Annotated in this window: 17 protein-coding genes; 8 read left to right on the forward strand and 9 right to left on the reverse strand. The window is 59.5% G+C overall.

Annotation, left to right across the window (positions count from 1 at the left end):
* Positions 1-8: 8 nt before the first annotated feature.
* From AC1RO0_RS15095 to AC1RO0_RS15130, 8 genes are all read right to left on the reverse strand, one after another.
* Positions 9-791, reverse strand: coding sequence for an ABC transporter permease (locus AC1RO0_RS15095; protein WP_498593702.1), 783 nt, complete (start codon positions 789-791; stop codon positions 9-11).
* Positions 791-1,648 carry an ABC transporter permease gene (locus AC1RO0_RS15100; protein WP_498593703.1) on the reverse strand — a complete coding sequence of 286 codons (858 nt, stop codon included), beginning with the start codon at positions 1,646-1,648 and terminating at the stop codon, positions 791-793. Before AC1RO0_RS15100 ends, AC1RO0_RS15095 begins: the two co-directional genes overlap by 1 nt.
* A complete protein-coding gene (locus tag AC1RO0_RS15105) occupies positions 1,645-2,709 on the reverse strand; it encodes an ABC transporter ATP-binding protein (RefSeq protein ID WP_498593704.1) in 1,065 nt (354 codons plus the stop codon). Before AC1RO0_RS15105 ends, AC1RO0_RS15100 begins: the two co-directional genes overlap by 4 nt.
* A gap of 114 nt (positions 2,710-2,823) precedes the next feature.
* Positions 2,824-3,861 (reverse strand): ABC transporter substrate-binding protein, encoded by a 1,038-nt coding sequence (locus AC1RO0_RS15110; RefSeq protein WP_498593705.1) that lies wholly within the window; start codon positions 3,859-3,861, stop codon positions 2,824-2,826.
* 68 nt (positions 3,862-3,929) lie between these two features.
* The gene (locus AC1RO0_RS15115) at positions 3,930-4,895 is read right to left on the reverse strand and encodes an isopenicillin N synthase family dioxygenase (protein ID WP_498593706.1); all 966 of its coding nucleotides are present in this window, start codon (positions 4,893-4,895) and stop codon (positions 3,930-3,932) included.
* A 74-nt stretch (positions 4,896-4,969) separates the two neighbouring features.
* Complete coding sequence (locus AC1RO0_RS15120) at positions 4,970-5,791, reverse strand: enoyl-CoA hydratase/isomerase family protein (RefSeq protein ID WP_047458157.1); 822 nt, start codon at positions 5,789-5,791, stop codon at positions 4,970-4,972.
* A complete protein-coding gene (locus AC1RO0_RS15125) occupies positions 5,788-9,306 on the reverse strand; it encodes an indolepyruvate ferredoxin oxidoreductase family protein (protein ID WP_498593707.1) in 3,519 nt (1,172 codons plus the stop codon). The genes AC1RO0_RS15120 and AC1RO0_RS15125 overlap by 4 nt, the downstream gene beginning before the upstream one ends.
* The gene (locus tag AC1RO0_RS15130) at positions 9,307-10,764 is read right to left on the reverse strand and encodes an FAD-binding oxidoreductase (protein WP_498593708.1); all 1,458 of its coding nucleotides are present in this window, start codon (positions 10,762-10,764) and stop codon (positions 9,307-9,309) included.
* A gap of 132 nt (positions 10,765-10,896) precedes the next feature.
* Between AC1RO0_RS15130 and AC1RO0_RS15135 the strand changes: the two genes are divergently transcribed.
* The 4 genes from AC1RO0_RS15135 to AC1RO0_RS15150 all read left to right on the forward strand — a co-directional run bounded on the left by AC1RO0_RS15135 (position 10,897) and on the right by AC1RO0_RS15150 (position 13,465).
* Entirely contained in the window at positions 10,897-11,652 is a 756-nt protein-coding gene (locus AC1RO0_RS15135) for a FadR/GntR family transcriptional regulator (RefSeq protein WP_498593709.1), read from the forward strand.
* A gap of 48 nt (positions 11,653-11,700) precedes the next feature.
* Positions 11,701-12,693 carry an MDR family oxidoreductase gene (locus tag AC1RO0_RS15140; protein WP_498593710.1) on the forward strand — a complete coding sequence of 331 codons (993 nt, stop codon included), beginning with the start codon at positions 11,701-11,703 and terminating at the stop codon, positions 12,691-12,693.
* A gap of 98 nt (positions 12,694-12,791) precedes the next feature.
* Entirely contained in the window at positions 12,792-13,046 is a 255-nt protein-coding gene (locus AC1RO0_RS15145) for a type II toxin-antitoxin system Phd/YefM family antitoxin (protein ID WP_498593711.1), read from the forward strand.
* Complete coding sequence (locus tag AC1RO0_RS15150) at positions 13,043-13,465, forward strand: type II toxin-antitoxin system VapC family toxin (protein ID WP_498593712.1); 423 nt, start codon at positions 13,043-13,045, stop codon at positions 13,463-13,465. The genes AC1RO0_RS15145 and AC1RO0_RS15150 overlap by 4 nt, the downstream gene beginning before the upstream one ends.
* 140 nt (positions 13,466-13,605) lie before the next feature.
* On the opposite strand, the gene AC1RO0_RS15155 is transcribed toward AC1RO0_RS15150, so the two are convergent.
* Positions 13,606-14,013 (reverse strand): hypothetical protein, encoded by a 408-nt coding sequence (locus AC1RO0_RS15155; protein WP_498594044.1) that lies wholly within the window; start codon positions 14,011-14,013, stop codon positions 13,606-13,608.
* On the opposite strand from AC1RO0_RS15155, the gene AC1RO0_RS15160 reads away from it, so the two are divergent.
* The 4 genes from AC1RO0_RS15160 (at position 13,919) to AC1RO0_RS15175 (ending at position 19,743) form a co-directional block, all read left to right on the forward strand.
* The gene (locus AC1RO0_RS15160) at positions 13,919-15,628 is read left to right on the forward strand and encodes a type I secretion system permease/ATPase (RefSeq protein ID WP_498594029.1); all 1,710 of its coding nucleotides are present in this window, start codon (positions 13,919-13,921) and stop codon (positions 15,626-15,628) included. The two genes, AC1RO0_RS15155 and AC1RO0_RS15160, sit on opposite strands and share 95 nt — an antisense overlap.
* The gene (locus tag AC1RO0_RS15165) at positions 15,625-16,935 is read left to right on the forward strand and encodes an HlyD family type I secretion periplasmic adaptor subunit (RefSeq protein WP_498593713.1); all 1,311 of its coding nucleotides are present in this window, start codon (positions 15,625-15,627) and stop codon (positions 16,933-16,935) included. Before AC1RO0_RS15160 ends, AC1RO0_RS15165 begins: the two co-directional genes overlap by 4 nt.
* 155 nt (positions 16,936-17,090) lie before the next feature.
* Positions 17,091-18,380 (forward strand): autotransporter outer membrane beta-barrel domain-containing protein, encoded by a 1,290-nt coding sequence (locus tag AC1RO0_RS15170; RefSeq protein WP_498593714.1) that lies wholly within the window; start codon positions 17,091-17,093, stop codon positions 18,378-18,380.
* A 178-nt stretch (positions 18,381-18,558) separates the two neighbouring features.
* Positions 18,559-19,743 (forward strand): family 16 glycosylhydrolase, encoded by a 1,185-nt coding sequence (locus AC1RO0_RS15175; protein ID WP_498593715.1) that lies wholly within the window; start codon positions 18,559-18,561, stop codon positions 19,741-19,743.
* Positions 19,744-19,898 lie beyond the last annotated feature (155 nt).

Below are 19,898 nucleotides of genomic sequence, written 5' to 3' on the forward strand. Positions count from 1 at the left end.
TTGCAACGTCAGAAGCGGTGAATGCGAAGCCCCAGGACTTTCTCCGACAGGATGACGACGAACAAGGTCAGTACGATGGATACCGTCGACACGGCGGCGGCCTCGGGCGTGAAGTTCGTGCGCAGATAATCGTAGAGCTGGATCGGAAGCGTGGCGGTTCCCACGTTCTTCAGCATGAAGGAGATGGTGAACGTGTCGAAGGATATGATGAAGGCGAACAGGCATCCGCCAATCACGCCGGGCTTGATCAGCGGTAGCATGATGCGGCGAAACCGCGTCAGTGGTCCGGCACCGAGGCTTTTGGCCGCTAGGCTCCAGGCTGGGTCGTAGGACTCCATCGCCGCCGAAACATTGATGAAGACGAAGGGAAGGGTAATGAGGCAGTGGCCGATGATCATCGCGGCGATCGTTCGTGTGCCCATGCCGATCGAATAGACGAAGAACAGCAGCGAGATGGCCGTCAGCACTTCCGGCAGCAGCAGCGGCAGAAGCATCGCGAGCCGGATGCTTTCCTTCCAGCGTCCGGCATGCTGGACATAGAAGATTGCCGCCATCGTGCCGATGATCGAGGAGATCACTGTCGAGACTGCGGCTACCCAGAGCGATGTCTTTATGGCGTTGAGGAAGACCTCATTATGAAAGAACACCACGTACCAGCGAAATGAAAGTCCTTGTGGCGGGAACGTCAGGAAGGCGCCGGCATTGAAGGACGCGCCAACAACCACAAGGATCGGTAGCAGCAGAAAGGCGTAGATCAGCAGGCAATAGCCCGTGAGGAGGTGCCTGGACATCAGTTGGCCTTCCATTTCATGCGGGTGAGCCTGGCAAACAGCATCACCACCATCGCCCCGGTGAGAGACAGCATCAGCGCCATGGCCGAGCCGAACGGCCATTGAAACGTGTCGATAAGGGCATCGACCACACTGACCGCCATCGTCTTCACACGCAGGCCGCCGATCAAGGACGGCGTGACGTAGGCGCTGAGCGACAAAACAAAGACCAGTATGCAGCCCGCCTGTATGCCGGGCATGGCCAGCGGCAGAACAATTCGTCTGAAGGCGGTGACGCGCCCGGCTCCCAGCGAGCGGGCGGCCGCTTCGATCGACGGGTCTATCCCTTGCAGCGCGCTCATGAGCGGAAGGATCATGAAGGGCAGGAAGACGTGCACCAGGGCAATCACGATACCAAGAGAATTGTACATCAGGCCGAGCGGGCGATCGATCAGGCCGAAGCCGATCAGGGTGCGGTTTATCATGCCATTATTGCCGAGCAGGATCGTCCAGCCATAGCTGCGGATGACGATGCCGACGAGAAGCGGTGAGAGCACGAGGCCATAGGCCAGGCCACGAAAACGCATCTGGGTCTTCGCAAGCTGCCAAGCGACGGGGAAGCCGAGGAGAAGGCAGACAGAGGTGGTGATGAAACCGATCATCAACGTGTTTGCGGTCTGCTCCAGGTAAAAGCTGTCGGCAAAGAGCCTGAGATAGTTTGAGAGGGTGAAGCCGGGTGCATAGGGCGTGCCGTTCCCCGGATTGCGCAGGCTCATGATTACGATGTTGATATACGGCAATACAAGGAAGACGCCGAGCAGTAGAACAGCCGGGGCAATCAAGGCAACGGGCTTCAGAGATTTTGCTCGAAGGCTCATGCGGCAGCTCCGAGCGCCCAGAAGCGATCGCCATCGACCTTGACGGTGACACGGTCGCCCGGAGAGAAGCGGCTGCGGGGGAAGGTCTGAACATTGATGGTGCCGCCACTGTCGAGCGCTAGCCGATAGTCGATCAGGCTGCCAGAATAATAGCTCGCCGTGATGGTGGCCGGGGCGCCTGCCTGCCCGGCGCTTTCGGGAAATAGCTCGACGGCCTCTGGCCGCAACACCAGCGTCACGGCTCCATCGGGCGACTTCGGCATATTGCCGATCCTGACCGTGCCGAGCGCGGTATCGATGACCGAGATATCGTTTGCTTCGGTGGAGAGCAGCCGGCCGGATAGGATGTTGACCTGCCCCACGAACTGCGCGACTTCCAGGCTCGCCGGCCGATCATAGATATCGGCTGGCGCACCATACTGGGCGATCTGCCCGCCAAACATGACTACGACCCGGTCCGACATAGTCATCGCCTCGGCCTGATCGTGGGTCACGTAAACGGTGGTGATGCCAACGCGCTTCTGAAGGTCGCGGATGAAGACGCGCATCTCCTCGCGCAGCTTGGCGTCGAGGTTGGCAAGCGGCTCGTCGAGAAGGAGAATTCGAGGTTCGATCACCAGCGCTCGGGCAAGCGCGACACGTTGTTGCTGTCCGCCGGAAAGCTGGCGCGGATAGCGATCCGCATAGCCGGAGAGCTGCACCATATCGAGAACCCGGGCCGTACGCTCGGCGATCTCGCGCTTCGGTCTGCGGCGCATCTCCAGTCCGAAAGCCAGGTTCTGCGCGACGGTCATATGCGGAAAGAGAGCATAGTTCTGGAAGACCATGCCGATGTCGCGTTTTTCGGCAGGCACATGCACGACGTCCTGCCCGTCGAAACGGATCGCGCCTGATGTCGCGTCCTCGAAGCCGGCTATCATTTTCAGCGTGGTTGTCTTGCCACAGCCGGAAGGGCCAAGAAGAGAGATGAACTCACCCTTTGCGATTTTCACGGAAATGCCGTTGACCGCAAGAGATGCCCCATAGTGCTTGGTCAGCGCTTCGATGCTCACCTCTGTCATGATCGATCTTCCAAATTCTGCCGGCGGCGATCGCGTCCATGCCACCATGTCGGGAAAAGAGCCGGACCGCATGATGGCGGGCCGGCATATAGCGAGGGGATCGTCAGGGCGCGTCTAGCGCATGACTTTTGCCCAGCTCTCCGAGAACTCGGCCTGCTTTTGGTTCATGAAATTCCAATCCCATGTCAGGATCTTGTCCATCGCCTCGCCCGAGATCGGCACGTCCTTTTGCAGGTCGGCCGGGACCACCACCTTGGAATTGGTGGGGGAGACGAAGAACTGCTTCATGAGCGGTATTTGTCCCTCCGGAGAAAGCAGGAAGTCGGCATATTGGTAAGCGAGTTCCTTTTCCGGGGCGTGGGCAAGAATATTCAGCGTCTGGTCGAACATCAGCATGCCTTCTTCGGGCACGACGACGTCGATCGGCAGCCCCTGGGAGCGCAGGCGCGCCACTTCCCCGAAATCGAAGGGCGCAACCACGAATTCACCCGCTGCAAGGCCCGTCGACAGATTGAAATCCGCCTGTATGACCGGTCCCAGCTTTTCCAGCGCCTTGAAGCCGGCATCGACGTCGTATTGATCCTTGCCGAAGATCTTCGATGCCAGCATCAGCTCCATCTTGCCGGCCGTATTGGCAAAATTGTAGAGGCCGATGCGCCCCTTGAATTCCGGATTATCCCAAAGATCCTTCCACCCCTTCGGCGGGGTTTTGACCATATCGGTGCGGTAGGCGATGCCGATCGGCGAGACCATCGCCACGGCGCCCCAACCGTCCGTCTTCTTCGCAAGAGGATAGAGATCGTTGTAGTTCGATAGTTTCGTCAGATCGAGCTTCTCGAAGAAGCCCTCCTTGCGCAGGCTGGAGGCGAAAGCCTCGTTGGTCATCAGGATCGAATAGGGCGGGTTTTCAGCGCCCGCCGCCCGTAGGTTGGCGCTCCAGACACGGCCGTTGCCGGCATCGAGTGTCACCGCGGCACCGCTTTTTGCCGTGAATGCGGGCGCCAGCGTCGAGCGCCAGAATTGCTCCCAGGCACCGCCGAGCGTCGGCACCACGAGCGTCTTGCTTTGCGCGCGCGCGGGAAGGCTGATCATGCTTGCAGCGGCAAGGCCGCCCATTCCGGCAAGAAGCTGCCGCCTGTTCATGTTCATCATTTCGGTTCCCCTTGTTATACTGCGTGTCGGTGGGTGCTGTGCGGCGGGCGATGTTTCGCTTCTTGCGCTCAGGACTTGCTGAAGGCCTGGCTTGTCTTCAGCGCGATGTAGTCTCCGTAGGTAATCGGCGTGTATTTCGCCGGCGCCTTTGCCGCAAAGGGCGGCAGGCATTCAATCAGCGTCTCTTTCGATGGGTTGACAAAGAAGGGAATGGATTGACGCCGTGTCGTTCCCTTGAAGCTGCCCGGCGGATTGGCAACCCGATGCGGCGTCGACAGCCATTCGTCATTGGTCCAGCGCATGAAGGCATCGGCGATGTTGACGACATAGGCGCCTTCGACGTTCGGCGCATCCAGCCATTCGCCATCGCGCCTGCGGACCTGAAGCCCTCCCGGCGATGCTTCCGAGCGCAGAATGGTCATGAAGCCGTAATCGGTATGGACGCCCGCGCGCAACTGGCCGGGCAGCGGACTTTCCTGTTGTTCGGGATAGTTGATGACGCGGAGTGCCGAAAGATGGTCGGCAAAGGCCGGCTCGAAGTAATCGGGCGCAAGCCCGATCGCCTGGCAGAATGCGCGTCGCAGATGCCCTGCGAGCGTCTCCATCTCGGCAAAATAGGCGCTGAAAGCCGCCTGTAATCCTTGTGGGACCGTAGGCCAGGCGTCACCCGGAAGGCGTGGCCCGAAATTCAGGCTTTCCTTGTAGTCACCCGGCGTCTTGATCCCAAGCGTGGCGCTCAGCGCCTCATCCGCGATGGGGGAGAAGGCGACGCCCCCCTTTAACGAGGTTCCTCGACCCTGCTTCTTCTTCCAGTCCTGCGGTTCATCAAAGAAATCGCGGGCAAGATTGTAAAGCTGCGCGGTCGCCTCCTTGGAGACGCCATGTCCGGTGATCAGGAAGAAGCCGGTTTCGCGACAGGCGGCCTCGATCGCCTTGACGACGGCATCGCTACCGGTGGTCTGATGGATGAAAGGCGAGATATCTATGACCGGAATGCTGTCCATATCCTGCCTTGAGGATGGAGCCGTCTGCATTGTCTGATCCTTTCCGGAGTGAACATAGCCGCGTTGTCTGGCGCTTCGACGCCACACCTGCGTGGGAGATGATGTCAGTCGAGCCCCTTGAAGGGTGCGTCGCGAAATTCGAGATATTCCTTCAGCGACATCTTCTGAAGATTGCGCATCCATTCCTGCCCGTCCTTGCTGACATGGAGGGCGGCAATGGCGTGCACGTTGTAGTCGAAGGATGTCATCAGGCCGGCGGCGATCTGCTGGTTGTTGATGGAGGACTTGGCGAACTTGATCGCCGGAACCGGCATGCGCGCTAGCTTGCGCGCCAGGTTCTCGGTCTTTTGCTTGAGTTGATCGGCGGGCACGATCTTGTTGATCAGATGCATGCGCAGCGCTTCTTCCGCATCCACCAGGTCACCGGTGTACATCAGCCAGCGGACGTCGCGGGTGGCCAGCAGCCACGGCATGAAGAGGGCAGGCGGGCCGGAATTGTGCCGGACTTCCGGCTCGCCGAACTTGGCGTTATCGGCGGCGATCGCAAGATCGCACGACATGACGAGCTCGAGCGCGCCGGCCAGCGCATAGCCGTTCACCGAGGCGATGACGGGGATTGGAGCTTTCCAGATGTTCAAAAGCGCCTGGGCATTTTCCGACATGTCGGCATGCCAGTCCTCGATGCTGACGTCATAGTCTGCGCCTTGCAGGTCATAACCGGAAGAAAACGCGCGGCCGGCACCGGTGATCACCAGCGCGTTGACGTCCTTGTCGGCGACGGCAAGCGCGACGGCGCGGTCGATCTCGCGCACGGTCGTCTTGTTCATCGCATTGAGCTTGTCCGGCCGATTGATGGTGATCGTCGCGAACTTGTCCTGTTCATCCTTGTCGTAGAGGATGGTCTCGAAGCTCTCGGTCATGCTCATATGCTTTTCCTCTTTACGCTGGTGTCGGCCGGTTCCGATGCAGTGCTCGATGCCTGCATCAACAGGGCCGCCTTGTTCTTTTCGAAACGCTCTATCGATGCTGATTTGACCGGACCAAACCCCCTGATCTGATCGGGGAGTTGGGCAAGCGCGATGGCGCGCTGATGGTTTTCCGGCGACAGGTTCGCTGAGAGGTCATTGATCAGTGCCGCATAATCGGCGACCAGCTTGCGCTCCATGCGGCGCTCATGCGTGTAACCGAACGGATCAAGCGGCGTGCCGCGAAGGAAGCGCATTTTCTCCAGCACGGAGAATGCCGGCGAGATGAGCTTGCTACTGATGGCAATCTTTGCCGGGTTGCCGGTGCGCTTGTCGATCCTTCGGGAAAAGAGCGGCGGCGCCAGATGATGCTTGATCTTGAAATCACCCTCGAACTGCGCGGCGATCTTGTCCTTGAAGCTTCGATCGTTGTGGAGACGAGCCACCTCATATTCGTCCTTATAGGCCATCAGCTTGAAGGCATTGCGCGCCACGGCTTCGGAAAAATCCTCCCCGAGCTTCGCTCGGGCCTCGGCATTGCGGGCGGTCGTCACCAGCTTGCGGTATTTGGCTGCATAGGCGGTGTTCTGGTAGTTCGTCAGGAACGCGATGCGCTTGGCGACAATCTCGTCCAGTGTCTGCTTGGCCGGCGCCTCCTCCAGATCGATTGCGGCGGCTTGTTTGACAGCTTCCGGATCCACCACCGAGCGACGGCCCCAGCCAAAGGCTGCGCGGTTCATCGCAATGCCCGTGCCATTGAGTTCGATCGCCGCATCGATTGCCTGGAGGCTGATTGGAACAAGTCCGCGCTGCCAGGCGTGGCCAAGCAGAAACATGTTGGCCGCGATCGCGTCGCCCATCAGGGCCGCCCCCAGTTTGGTCGCGGCGATAAGGCTGATGGCGTTGTCACCAGCCGCCTTGCGCAATGCCTTCACCGTCGCTTCCTGGCGAAAATCGATCGCGGTGTTCTGCACAAACGAGGCCGTCGGCGCGAAATGATCGTCGAGAACGGCCTTGGTCCGGCCAGCAGCAAATGTGGACAGGGCGTTCTGGGCCGCTGACACGACGATATCAAAGCCGAGGACCAGATCACTCTCGCCCGGCCCGATACGCACGGATGTGATCTGCTCTCGCGCCTTAGCGACCCGCAGATGCGAAATAACGGCCCCATTCTTCTGGGCAAGGCCGGTCTGGTCGAGCGTCTGTACGGCGAGGCCGTCAATGTGCGCGGCCATCGACAATATCGCGCTGACGGTGATCACGCCCGTCCCGCCGATGCCGGCGAGCAGCATGTTGTAGGGTCGGTCGGTGATCGGTCGGAGGGCCGGAAGGGGGAGGTCGTCAAAACTTGCCTTGCCTGCCTTTGGCGCCGGCTTGCGGATGCTCCCGCCCTCGACGGTGACGAAGCTCGGACAGAAGCCTTTTATGCAGGAAAGATCGGTGTTGCAGCTCGACTGGTTGATCCGTCGCTTGCGGCCGAACTCCGTTTCCTGCGGCTCGATGGAGATGCAATTGGAAACCGCCGAACAGTCGCCGCAACCCTCGCAGACGAGTTCGTTGATGAAGGCGCGCTTGTCGGAGACGGCCAAAGCGCCCCGCTTGCGCCGACGCCGTTTTTCGGCGGCACAAACCTGATCGTAGACGAGGACGGTAACGCCCGGCACCTCGCGTAGCTCGCGCTGTACCGCATCCAGCTCGTCACGGTGGTTGACGGTAACGCCGCGCGGCAGATTGCCTTGCCAGACCTCGGGACGCTCGGCGACGACCGCGACCCGGGCCGCGCCTTCCGCCAGCATCTGACCGACAATGCCGGGAACGGAGACTTCGCCGTCATGCTTCTGGCCGCCGGTCATGGCGACGGCATCATTATAGAGGATCTTGTAGGTGGCATTGACCTTGGCGGCAATCGCGGCGCGGATGGCCAGCAGCCCGGAATGGAAATAGGTGCCGTCGCCCATGTTGACGAAGATATGCTTCTCGTCGGTGAATTGGGAAAGGCCGATCCACGCGCCGCCTTCTCCGCCCATCTGGGTAAAAGTCGAGGTGTTGCGCTCTTCCAGCCCGATTACCATCATATGACAGCCAATGCCGGTCGATGCGCGGCTTCCCTCGGGCAGTCGCGTGGAAATACTGTGCGGACAGCCTGAGCAGAAATAGGGGTCACGTTTCAGCGCCGGCGTTTCCGCGGCACTGGCCGCGAGGAGCGCCTCGATATCGTGCGATCTGGCCAGCAGATCGGTGTGATGCTCACCGATGACCGAGACAATCGCCCTGGCAACGGCGACAGCATTGATCTCGCCGGCCGCGGACAAGAGCGGTTTGCCATCCACGCCGAATTTACCGCAGACCCTTGGGCGCCGGTCAGCGGCCATGTTGAAGAGCTGAGCCTTGACCTGGTCTTCGATGACCGCGCGCTTTTCCTCGACCACCAACAGGGTTTCGACGCCGGAGGCGAACCGTTGCAGGCCTTCCGGTTCGATCGGCCAGACCATGCCGATCTTGTAAAGCCGAATGCCGAGGTCACCAGCCCGGCGCTCGTCGATGCCAAGGCTTGCCAGCGCTCCCATGAGGTCGAGCCAGGATTTCCCGGTCGAAACGATACCAAGTCTCGCTTTGTCGGCAGTGCGGCCCCAGATCGTTCTGTCGATGCCGTTTTGACGGGCGAAAGTGTGTATCGCCTCCATCTTGTTTTCCAGCCGCCGCTCCATCGCATGCGGGCCATCCGGCCATCGCAATGAGAGGTCGCTATTGGCATCGGGATAGACGATGGCGGGCCGATCGGGATCGAGTTCGACCGTCGCCGTGCACTCGACGATTTCTGTCTGGCATTTGAAACCGACCCAGGCGCCGGAATAGCGGCTGAGCGCCCAGCCGAGCAATCCATAGTCGATATATTCTCCGACGCCGGCCGGCGACAGCAGCGGCACCATCGCGGAGATCAGATTATGCTCGCTCTGATGCGGCAGGGTCGACGAAACGGCACCGTGATCGTCTCCGACGAGCAGCAGAACGCCGCCGTTGGGATTGGTGCCGACGGCGTTGGCGTGACGGATCACGTCCATGCTGCGATCGACGCCGGGTCCTTTGCCGTACCACATGGCGAAGACGCCATCATACCGGGCGCCGGGAAACATCGCCGTCTGTTGCGTGCCCCAGACGGCGGTGGCGGCCATGTCTTCATTGAGGCCGGGCTGGAAGCGGATGTGATGGTCGTCGAGATACTTCTTCGCGCGCGCCATTTCGCGGTCGAAGCTGGCAAGTGGCGAGCCGCGATACCCGGAGACATAGCCGGCGGTATTCAGTCCGCGCGCAAGGTCGCGCTGACGCTGGATCATCGGCAGGCGAACGAGCGCCTGCGTGCCGGAAACGAGGATGCTCCCCCGATCGAGCATGTAGCGGTCATCGAGGCTGGGGGTCGTCGCGGCGGAGGCTGGGGGCCGATCTTCGGGGTGAGCAGCGACGGGCAGGGTGGACATTTATGCGCGCTCCCCCAGTGCTGTCGGTTCCATGTCGAAAACGCGGCCGGGATTGAGGATGTTATTGGGATCGAACGCCGATTTGAGACGGCGCATGGCGGCCATCTCAGCCGGGCTGCGAACCAGCGGCAGCCACTTCTTCTTTTCAAGGCCAATGCCATGTTCGGCCGATATCGATCCGCCTTCGCTGGCAACACAGGAGTATGTCGCGTCCACGACGCGGTCATAGTGGTGCGTGCGAACGAGAAAATGCAGATTGCCGTCACCGAGATGACCGAAAATGTAGATGGAAGCAGCAGGATCGACGCTGCCGATTTCGGCCGTGGCCCTGTCTAGGAACCGCTGCATCGCGGAAATGGGCAGGCTGACGTCGAAGCCCGCGACATGGTCCATGCTGAAAATGAATTCGCTTGCCGCCTCGCGCAAAGCCCAGATGGCATGATAGTCGCGCAGCGAGCGAGAAACGGCGACATCGCTGACGATGCCTTCCTCGTTGCATTCCATCAGCGCGGCGGCGAAACGATCCTCGTCGCCCGCTTCGTCCTGTCCCTGCATCTCGATGAGCGCATACATTCCGGCACCCGCCAGCACAGGCGGCGGCGCGCCGGTGCGCTTAAGAACGCCGGCATAAACAGTCGGAAAGATGACTTCGAAAGCGGAAAGGGAAGGCCCCAACCTCCGGCGCAGACGCCGCAGAAGCGCGATTGCCGCGCTGAGCGAAGGGAGTGCGCAAAATGCGTTTGCCAGTGAGCGCGGCTTGGGATGAAGACGCAGGCAGGCACGGGTTACGACGCCAAGCGTGCCCTCGCTGCCGATGAAGATCTGGTTGAGATCGAAACCCGAATTGTCCTTCGAAAGGCCCTTGAGGCTGGTCAGCACCGAGCCATCAGCCATCACGGCCTCAAGGCCAAGAACCTGGGCGCGATACATGCCGTAGCGCAGGACGCGAATGCCGCCGGCGTTGGTGGCGATGTTGCCGCCGATGGTGGAGGTGCCGCGCGCGCCGATATCCACGCCGAACATGAAGCCATTGATATCTGCGGCCTCCTGAACGGCCTGCAGGGTCGCGCCGGCATGGGCGATCACAGTGCCGGCATCCTCGTTGACGGGTTCGATCGCGCTCAAGCGCTCCAGGGACAGCGCAACCTCGCCGGCCATGGGCCGCGCGCCGCCCGCAAGGCCGGTCCGTCCGCCTTGCACGACAACAGGCTGGCGGAGGGCATCGCATGCGGAAAGAATGGCCGACATCGATGCTGTATCCCTGGGGCGAAACAGGACGGCCGGCCGCACGCCGCGCTCGCCCGTCGCGTCGGCGCAATAGGCGTCACTGACGTCAGAACCTGTGACAACAGCGTTCTTGTCCAGCCTGTCATGGAGGCGGGTCAACAGTTCCGAGAGCCGTAGAGACGGCGCAGATAAGGGATGAGCGACGAGCGCCCGGTCGATCGATCCGCCCATTCTGTTCCCCTGGTTATCTGGATCGAGGGCAGGTTATCGCCTATCTGATATTTGTCAAACCTATATTTAAATACCTATAGCCTTTTCGACGAAGGCATGGCATCAATGCTTTCGAGCGAAGGATGGAGCTCTATGAATCTTAGATATGACGAAGTGGTTAGATCTGGCATCGCCAAGCAGGTCGCCGAGAATATCAAGTCCGCGATCCTGGACGGGCGTCTGAAGATCGACGAGCGCTTGCCGACGGAAGAGGATCTTGCCCGGAGCTTCGGAATTTCGCGCCCAACGGTGCGCGAGGCGTTGAAGCGTCTGGCGGCGCAGAATCTCATTCACTCTCGTCGTGGTCCCCTCGGCGGCAATTTCGTGATGCGACCCGATCCGGAGGGGCTGTCGAAGGCGATTACTGGTGCTGCGACACTCCTCGTCGGCATCGGCGCTTTCGATATCGACGAAATCATTACCGCAAGGCTCGAGACGGAAACCATCTGCTGCCGGCTTGCCTGCGAAAACCGCAGTGAAGAGGGATTGCAGGCCATGGCCACTGAGATTGCCTTGCAGCGAGATCAGGACATCAGCGACGAAGATTTCTGCGCTTCCGATGTGCGCTTCCATCGCGCCCTGGTCGACTCGACCGGCAACGGTCCCTTGAAGCTGATGATGTACATCGTGATCGAATCCTTCATTCCGATCACGAACATGATCGTCTTCAGGGTGCGCGAGCGCCGCCAGGTCGTTGCTTTCCACCAGCGGATCCATGAGGCGCTGGGCAATCGCGATGTCGGCGAAGCAACGGCGGCGCTCACAAATCTCCTCGCCTATGTGCGGGACAGCTATAGCGCTGCGCTCGACGCGCGCAGCCGTCGCTCAGGCGAGCAGGCGCAGTCCTGAACCCGGTCGTCTTACATCCTCAGAAGCATTGAAGTTCAAGGGAATTCCATGTCAGATTCTTTTACGGCAATGGTGATCGATACGGTTGATGGCAAACAGCAGGCCGGCTTCCGGCAGCTGACCCTGGCCGATCTGCCCGACCATGACGTTTTGGTCGAAGTTGCGTTTTCCACGGTCAACTACAAGGACGGCTTGGCCCTTTCCGGCAAGGGAAAGATTGCGCGCCGCACGCCGATGGTTGGTGGTATCGATCTTGCCGGCGTCGTCGTCGAGTCGCGATCGGACAAATGGGTGGCCGGCGACAAGGTTGTGCTGAACGGCTGGGGTCTTTCTGAGACCGAGTGGGGTGGTTATTCTCGATACCAGCGGGTCAAGGCGGAATGGTTGATTGCGCTGCCGCAGGAGTTCTCCCTGGAACAGGCCATGGCGATCGGAACGGCTGGCTATACCGCCGCCCTTTGCGTCAATGCTCTGGAGGATTGGGGAACGATCGGCGTGGACGATCGGGAAGTGTTGGTTACAGGTGCTGCCGGCGGCGTTGGCTCGGTGGCCGTCAGCCTGCTTGCCAACAAGGGCTACAAGGTAACGGCGTCGACAGGGCGGCCGGAAACACATGACTATCTTGCCTCGCTGGGAGCTTCCGGCTTCGTCGAGCGCGCGACGCTCAGCGAGAAGGGCGGCCCGCTGCAGAAAGAGCGCTGGGCGGGCGCAATCGATTCCGTCGGCTCGACGACGCTTGCCAACGTGCTGTCCCAGACGGTCTACGGCGGGGCGGTTGCTGCTTGCGGCCTTGCCGGCGGCGCCGATCTGCCGGCGACGGTTTTGCCGCATATCCTGCGCAATGTGGCTCTGCTCGGCATCGATTCCGTCATGGCGCCCATGGCGAAACGCGAACGGGCTTGGCAGATGCTTAGCCGGCACCTGAATCCGGTCCACTTGGAGACGTTAACGCGGATTGAACCGATGTCGGCCTTGCCGAAAATCGCAGAGGATATCGTTGCGGGTCGCATTCGCGGCCGTGTCGTCGTGGCGATCACCTGACACCTGGTTATGGCCGCCTGCTGGTTTGCGCCTCGGTTCCAGTTGTATTTCTGCCTTATCCGATTATATGTAGGTATATACCTACATGGAGGCAAAGCATGAACATCACAACCGTTTCCAGCCGCGAGCTTAATCATGATGTTAGCAGTGCCAAGAAGGCGGCAAAGGATGGTCCTGTCATCATCACCGATCGCGGCAAGCCGTCCCATGTGCTCATGACCTATGGCGAATTTGAACGCCTGACCGGCAAGCGTCGTAGCCTTGCTGAGGCCCTCTCCATGCCTGGTTTGTCGGCGATTGATCTCGAGCCGACTCGTGTTGATATTATGCCCCGCGGAGTCGACTTGTCTTGAGCTACTTGCTTGATACCAATGTCGTTTCCGAACTGCGAAAGATCGGCGACGATAGGGCCGATGTCAACGTAGTCGCCTGGATCGAAGCCGAAGATGCGGCGCGCTTCTTCATTTCGGCCATCACCATTCTCGAGCTAGAGCGCGGCATACTCGCTGTGCAGCGACGCGACGCGATGCAGGGTGCTCGTCTGCGATCCTGGCTCGATAGTCAGGTACGACCAGAATTTGCCGGGCGGATTTTGTCCATTGACGACGCGGTCGCCACACGTTGCGCGCATTTGCATATCCCTGATCGGCGCAACGAGGCTGACGCATTGATTGCTGCGACGGCTCTGGTTCACAACATGACTGTCGTAACGCGCAACGTCAGGGATTTCGAAGGTACGGGCATCGTCGTGGTCGATCCCTGGCAAGGCTGACGCTTGGGCAAGGATTGCCGCTCCTGCCAGTCACATAGGGCCGCAATGCCTCCATCCCAAGCCGCCGAATTCGGTATCTGGCGCACAGCCAATCGCAGGTGTCGGGTGTGGCTGTGCGCCGGCACCAGTTCTCCCATAAATCAATCAATATCCAGGTCTGAACGCCCGCCAACGGGTGCTGCGCGGAACAATCCGCGCATAGCAGACCAATGCTCATCAAGCGATGAGCCCATTGTCAAATGACAGCGGGGATCGAGTCGCGTCCAGGACGGATTTCGCGGAGTGGAGGTATTATGTAAAGAAGAGTTCGATATAGGGATGTATTTTTGAATAGATATACCGGTGGATTCGTAATAATAATCCTCTCTGTTGATACCTGCCTGGCGGTAGCAATAAAAGAAGGATTGAAGCTGCATGGCTCTTCCGTCGAAAAAACTGCCCCGAACATTTCTGATGGCGGTACTGTCGTCCCTGCGAAAGGCGTTTTTCAGCATCGCGGTCGCCAGCGCCGTATTAAGCGTGCTGGCTTTGACGGGCTCCTTTTTCATGCTTCAGGTCTATGACCGGGTCATTCCCGGCCATAGTCTCCCAACGCTTGTCGGCATTGCGATCATTGCCGCGACCCTTTTCGTATTTCAAGGCATTCTTGAGCTGTTGCGTTCGATGCTGCTGGCGCGTGTCGGCGTGGCGCTTGACGAGCGGATGAACGATAAGGTCTTTGCTTCGCTGGTGCTTCAACCACAATTGATGTCGGCGCCAGGCGACGGAATGCAGTCGGTTCGCGATCTGGATAAGGTCCGGTCCTTTCTCTCCGGCACCGGTCCGGTTGCACTGTTCGACCTTCCCTGGATACCGCTTTACCTCGGGCTGTGTTTTCTGTTTCACTTCTGGATCGGGCTGACCGCGACCTGCGGCGCCATCGTCCTCGTCGTTCTGGCGGTCCTTGCCGAGATCATGTCGCAACGCCCGGCAGCCGAGGCCGCCAAACATTCGGCAGCGCGCCTTGCTTTCGCTGAAAGCGCGCGGCGAAACTGGGAAGCGGTTGTCGCCATGGGTTTCGTCGGCCGGATGACGGAGCGATGGACCGACATCAACGAGGCCTATCTGGCCAACCAACTGGCAGCCGGCAACGTGACCGGCATGCTGACGACCGCGTCGCGCATCCTGCGCATGATGCTTCAGTCCGCCGTTCTCGCGGTCGGCGCAGTTCTCGTCATCCGGCAGGAAGCGACCGGGGGCATCATGATCGCGAGCTCGATCCTGGTCAGCCGGGCGCTCGCGCCGGTGGAGCTTGCCATCGGCCAATGGAGGGCTTTCGTCGCCGCCCGGCAAAGCTGGTCGCGGCTTGTCAACCTGTTGGAGATCCTGCCCGCCGGACACTGGAGTGTCGGTTTGCCGGCACCCAGATCAAAATTGACGGTAGACAATCTGAGCCTCGCGCCTCCGGGCAGCCGTGAACTCATCCTTCGCAACATCTCGTTTGACATATCGGCCGGGACCGTACTCGGGATCATCGGTCCTAGCGCCTCGGGAAAGTCGTCGCTCGCTCGCGCGGCTACAGGTCTCTGGCCGGCGGCGATCGGCTCGATACGCCTCGATCACGCCGCCCTCTCGCAATGGGACCCCTCAGATCTGGGGCGCCATGTCGGCTATCTTCCGCAGGATGTCAGCCTCTTCGACGGTTCGATTGCCGACAATATCGCCCGCTTCGAAAAGCAGCCTTTATCGCAATCGGTTGTCGCTGCCGCAAAGTCCGCCGGCGTCTATGACATGATCGTAAAGCTCCCGCAGGGCTTCGATACCGTGATCGGGGAGGGCGGCTCCCGGCTTTCGGCGGGGCAGCGGCAGCGTATCGCCCTTGCGCGAGCGCTCTACGGAGAGCCATTCCTGGTGGTGCTGGACGAACCCAACTCAAATCTGGACGCCGAAGGCGAGGCGGCGTTGACCCAGGCCCTGCTCAATGTCGGTGCACGGGGCGGTATTGCGCTGGTCATCGCCCACCGGCCGAGCGCTTTGGTCGCGGCTGACATGGTGATGGTCATCGCCGGAGGGCGGTTGCAGGCCTTTGGACCTAAGGACGCGGTTCTTGGAAATCCGGCGAGACAACCGATCAAACAAGGTGCGGTCCGGCTGATGGTCGCCGGCGAGGATGCCGGATCATGAGCGGATTGAAGCTGTCACCCAGCGAGCGTTCGATACCCAGACTTTCCGCTGTGATGTTTGGGACGATCGTCCTGCTTGTCGGCGTGATGGGGGGGCTTGCCGCGACGACGGAGATTTCCGGTGCGGTCATAGCCCCTGGAACGCTCGTGGTCGACAGCTATGTGAAGCCAGTCCAGCATCTCAAAGGGGGAATTGTCGGCGACGTTGAAGTCAAGAATGGTGACCGTGTCGATGCTGGCCAGCTTCTGATCCATCTCGACGATACGCAAACGAGCGCCAATCTCGCGATCATACGAAAACGTCTGGACGAACTTTCCGCGAGGACCGCGCGGCTCGGGGCGGAGCGCGATGGCGCGACAGCGATCGCTTTTCCGGCGGAACTGCTTTCGCGGGCCGGCGAGGATGAAATCGGGCGGACGATCGCCGGCGAGAGACGCCTGTTCGACGATCGGCTGGCATCCAGGCAAAGCCGCAAATCACAGCTAGGCGAGCGTATCCAGCAGTTGAGCCAAGAAGCGGACGGTCTGGTTGCGCAAGAGAATGGCAAGCGCATCGAGATCGATCTGATCGCCAAAGAGCTTTCCAGCCTCCAGCGTCTGTTTGAGAAGGGCATCGTCCCGGCGGCGAAGGTATACGCGCTGCAGCGCGAGAGCGCCAGTCTGACCGGAGAGCTCGGCAACCTCGTTTCGAGTATCGCGCAGACCAAAGGTAAGATGACGGAGACGGAGCTGCAGATCACGCAGGTCGACGACGATCACAGCGCCGAGGTGTCGGACCAGCTGCGTCAGGCGCAGAGTGACACCGGGCTTTTTTCGGAGCGATTGATCGCCGCGGAGGACGATCTGAAGCGGATCGACATAAGAGCGCCGCAGGCCGGCATCATCGACCACCTCAGCGTGCATGCGCCGGGCGCCGTGATATCGCCCGGCGAAACTGTTATGCAGATCGTGCCGGATCAGGATGCGCTCGTCGCCGAGCTTAAACTTTCGCCGCAGGATATCGACCAGGTGACCGTCGGGCAGCCGGTCACGTTGAGGTTGTCAGCGTTCAATCAGCGGGACACGCCTGAACTCAACGCGGACATCACCAAGATCTCAGCCGAACTGACCACCGACCAGCATTCCGGCGCAAGCTATTATGTCCTTCGCGCCCACGTACCCAAAGAGGAGTGGAGCCGGCTCGGGAAGCTGACTGCTGTCTCCGGCATGCCGGTCGAGGCCTTCTTGCAGACTGGCGCAAGAACAGTCCTTGCCTACCTGACGAAGCCGATGGCGGACCAGATGGCCAGAGCCCTTCGTGAAGAATAGTTCCTCTCTATGTCAAATCTATTCTGAAAATTTGTTGTGATAATAGAAGTTAGTCCGCAAGATCAATCGGATAGATAGAAGTATTACTTTTGATCTTGATTTTATATTTTTTAAACCGCAGGCTAGGACGTCATTTTAGCTTGGAGGAGGCCGAAATGGTTAAGCGAGTTCCGATAACAGCGGGGAATTTAACCGGCCATCAAATCGGCGCGGACGACATCCTGGTCGCGTCAGATTTGACCAGCATTCTTTACGGGGATGCCGGAGGAAGCCTGTTGGATCATGCCAAGGGCGGCAACGATAATCTAACCATACATGGCTCGGGCAACTTTTATGGCGATGCCGTCAAAGATATTGCCGGCCATGCAATCGGCGGCGATGATATTCTGTTCGCGCAGATAACCGGGTCTAGCGGTTCCACCACCAATTTGTATGGCGATGTGGGAGGAAGCATCTCTGACAGCGGGAAGGGCGGAAATGACGTTCTGAGTGTGGCTCCAAGTTCAACCAACATCACAGTCGCCATGTATGGTGACGTCGGAAAAAACATATCGGGCCATGCAGCGGGAGGCGATGATACCTTCAAGCTTTCCGCTTTTCAGAACACGTTCACAATCTATGGCGACGCCGGCGGCGACATGAAGGATCATGCCGTTGGTGGCAACGACACAGCCACGGACGGTAGCTCTGAAGGGTTCGTTACATTCTACGGCGATGCGGGCAGAAATATATCCGGTCACGCTCATGGCGGTAATGACGTTCTCAATACAGGTCTTGAAGACAGCGTGACGTTTTACGGCGATGCCGGTGGCAATCTCGGCGATCGTGCCGTGGGCGGCAACGATACGATGCGCGTCGCTTCCGTCGGGGCCGTTCTGGCCTATGGCGATGCGAAGAGCATGTCGGGACATGCCCACGGTGGTAACGACAGCCTTATCGTTGTGGCGCAACAAAATGCGAACGATATGATCGTGGGCGATGCGCAAACGATGTCGGGAAATGCGCATGGAGGCGACGACGTGCTGAATGTCGACGCCGTTCGCCACAGGGAAGGGTCTATTACCCTTATTGGCGACGCCCAAACGATGTCCGGTCATTCTCGTGGCGGCAACGACACTCTGATCAGCGGCAACGGAAACGACGACATGTGGGGTGACGCGCAGGTAATGGTCGGTCATGCCAAAGGTGGAAACGACACGTTCGTATTTAAATTCAATAATGGCCAGGACAAAATCGGGGATTTTGGTCAGGGCGCTTGCGGCGCGGGATCGAACTGGGGAACCGACCATATTGATGTTTCCGCGCTGGGAATCCACGACTTCAACCAGCTGAACATTTCAGCGTTCGACCCAACCACGCACGACAGTATGATTTTCTTCGATACGGGTGATGTGGTTGTACACAGTCAGCATTTGCTGACGGCACACGACTTCTTGTTCGCATAAGCGGCGGTGGAAGGAACAGAGGCCCTTCTCGCGGGTCGGCTGAGTGGCAGCTTCGATTTGATGACGCTGCCATCGGATCGCGGGGATATCGACAGGTTTTGCGTTTTGTTGGCGTTGGATGTTCGCGGTCCATACAATCTTGGACGCGCGGGCGGGTTCATTTGCCCTGGAGGTAAACATGTCTGCGATTGATCTTACCAAGTACAAGCTGACGTTTGACGACGAGTTCAACACTCGCAGCATTTCTCAGACGGGTAATGGCACGACTTGGGCCGATATCCGTCCACAATGGCGTTATGACGCCAATTCCGATATCGGCTTCGGTCACTCTTCATTCGTTGATCCTTCGTCGGGCTACGATCCTTTCAAAGTGAGCAACGGCGTGCTGACGATTACGGCCGTGCCCGACCGTACTGCTTCGGGCATCCCCGGTAGCTGGGAATCCGGCCTGATCACCACGCAGGGGCATTTTTCGCAAACCTATGGCTACTTCGAGATGCGAGCTGACTTCTCGAACCTTGCCGGAGCATGGGAGGCTTTCTGGCTTTTGCCGGACCATGTGATAGCCGATCCGAACAAGGCCGGGCACTGGCAGGAACTTGATGTTGTCGAAAACTACGGGAGTTTTGAGAAGGGTGTCTATAGCGGCATTCACACGACGGATGCGGCGCCGAACGCCAACTGGCAACAAAATTTGCAGGTCTATAGCGGGCTCGCTCAGCCAACCGGTTTTCACACATATGGATTGGATTGGAATGCGGATACCATAGGCTTTTACGTCGACGGTCAGCTTATGGGTACGAAGGCCACGCCCAGTGATATGCATGGGCCAATGTATCTGCTGGCCAATCTGGCTACGCAGAACGATCCCCACAACAATGCGGATATTACCAAAGCGCCGATTTCAGAGCAGATCGATTATATCCGGGTGTATTCTCACCTTCCTGCTACTGCTCCCACCACTCCCCCTGTGACCGTCACGCCGCCAGCGGGCGGCACACCCACAACCAGCGCCACTATCGGCGCTGGAGCGGACAAACTGGTTTTGTCGATCAGCGAGGACGCCTATCTCGGCGACGCCCTGTACAGGGTTACGGTCGATGGAAAACAGATTGGCGGGACCCAGACGGCCCACTCTCATCACGGCTCCGGCCAATCCGACCACTTAATGGTGCAGGGTGATTGGGACAAAGGCAGCCATGATGTCAGCGTGACCTTCCTGAATGACGCTTGGGCCGGGACACCCGCTACCGACCGAAATCTGTATTTGGATGGTGCCACCTATAATGGCGCAGATGTCGCAGGCGCGGAACATGCGTTGATGGGCGTCAGCGCATTTCACTTCCATGTCTTTGATCTCTGAGGCTTGGAGCGATCATCGCCGTTCGCGTTTCGGTGGTCTGCCCCCCTGAAAAATGATCCTTTTGGAAGTATGGCGTAAGAGCCGATGAGGGGCGCCAATCAAGCGGCTGCCATTCTTGTCAGCACACCGCTTGACAGAGTGGGAGCGAATATTTG

The organism is Rhizobium sp. GW821-FHT14E12 (genome assembly GCF_058803745.1).

Coding starts and splice junctions, on each gene's coding strand:
- AC1RO0_RS15165 (WP_498593713.1), top strand. CDS start 15,625: ATGAGCGGATTGAAGCTGTCACCCAGCGAGCGTTCGATACCCAGACTT.
- AC1RO0_RS15130 (WP_498593708.1), bottom strand. CDS start 10,764: ATGGGCGGATCGATCGACCGGGCGCTCGTCGCTCATCCCTTATCTGCG.
- AC1RO0_RS15105 (WP_498593704.1), bottom strand. CDS start 2,709: ATGACAGAGGTGAGCATCGAAGCGCTGACCAAGCACTATGGGGCATCT.
- AC1RO0_RS15115 (WP_498593706.1), bottom strand. CDS start 4,895: ATGCAGACGGCTCCATCCTCAAGGCAGGATATGGACAGCATTCCGGTC.
- AC1RO0_RS15145 (WP_498593711.1), top strand. CDS start 12,792: ATGAACATCACAACCGTTTCCAGCCGCGAGCTTAATCATGATGTTAGC.
- AC1RO0_RS15095 (WP_498593702.1), bottom strand. CDS start 791: ATGTCCAGGCACCTCCTCACGGGCTATTGCCTGCTGATCTACGCCTTT.
- AC1RO0_RS15110 (WP_498593705.1), bottom strand. CDS start 3,861: ATGATGAACATGAACAGGCGGCAGCTTCTTGCCGGAATGGGCGGCCTT.
- AC1RO0_RS15100 (WP_498593703.1), bottom strand. CDS start 1,648: ATGAGCCTTCGAGCAAAATCTCTGAAGCCCGTTGCCTTGATTGCCCCG.
- AC1RO0_RS15140 (WP_498593710.1), top strand. CDS start 11,701: ATGTCAGATTCTTTTACGGCAATGGTGATCGATACGGTTGATGGCAAA.
- AC1RO0_RS15135 (WP_498593709.1), top strand. CDS start 10,897: ATGAATCTTAGATATGACGAAGTGGTTAGATCTGGCATCGCCAAGCAG.
- AC1RO0_RS15125 (WP_498593707.1), bottom strand. CDS start 9,306: ATGTCCACCCTGCCCGTCGCTGCTCACCCCGAAGATCGGCCCCCAGCC.
- AC1RO0_RS15170 (WP_498593714.1), top strand. CDS start 17,091: ATGGTTAAGCGAGTTCCGATAACAGCGGGGAATTTAACCGGCCATCAA.
- AC1RO0_RS15160 (WP_498594029.1), top strand. CDS start 13,919: ATGGCGGTACTGTCGTCCCTGCGAAAGGCGTTTTTCAGCATCGCGGTC.
- AC1RO0_RS15175 (WP_498593715.1), top strand. CDS start 18,559: ATGTCTGCGATTGATCTTACCAAGTACAAGCTGACGTTTGACGACGAG.
- AC1RO0_RS15155 (WP_498594044.1), bottom strand. CDS start 14,013: ATGAAAAAGGAGCCCGTCAAAGCCAGCACGCTTAATACGGCGCTGGCG.
- AC1RO0_RS15120 (WP_047458157.1), bottom strand. CDS start 5,791: ATGAGCATGACCGAGAGCTTCGAGACCATCCTCTACGACAAGGATGAA.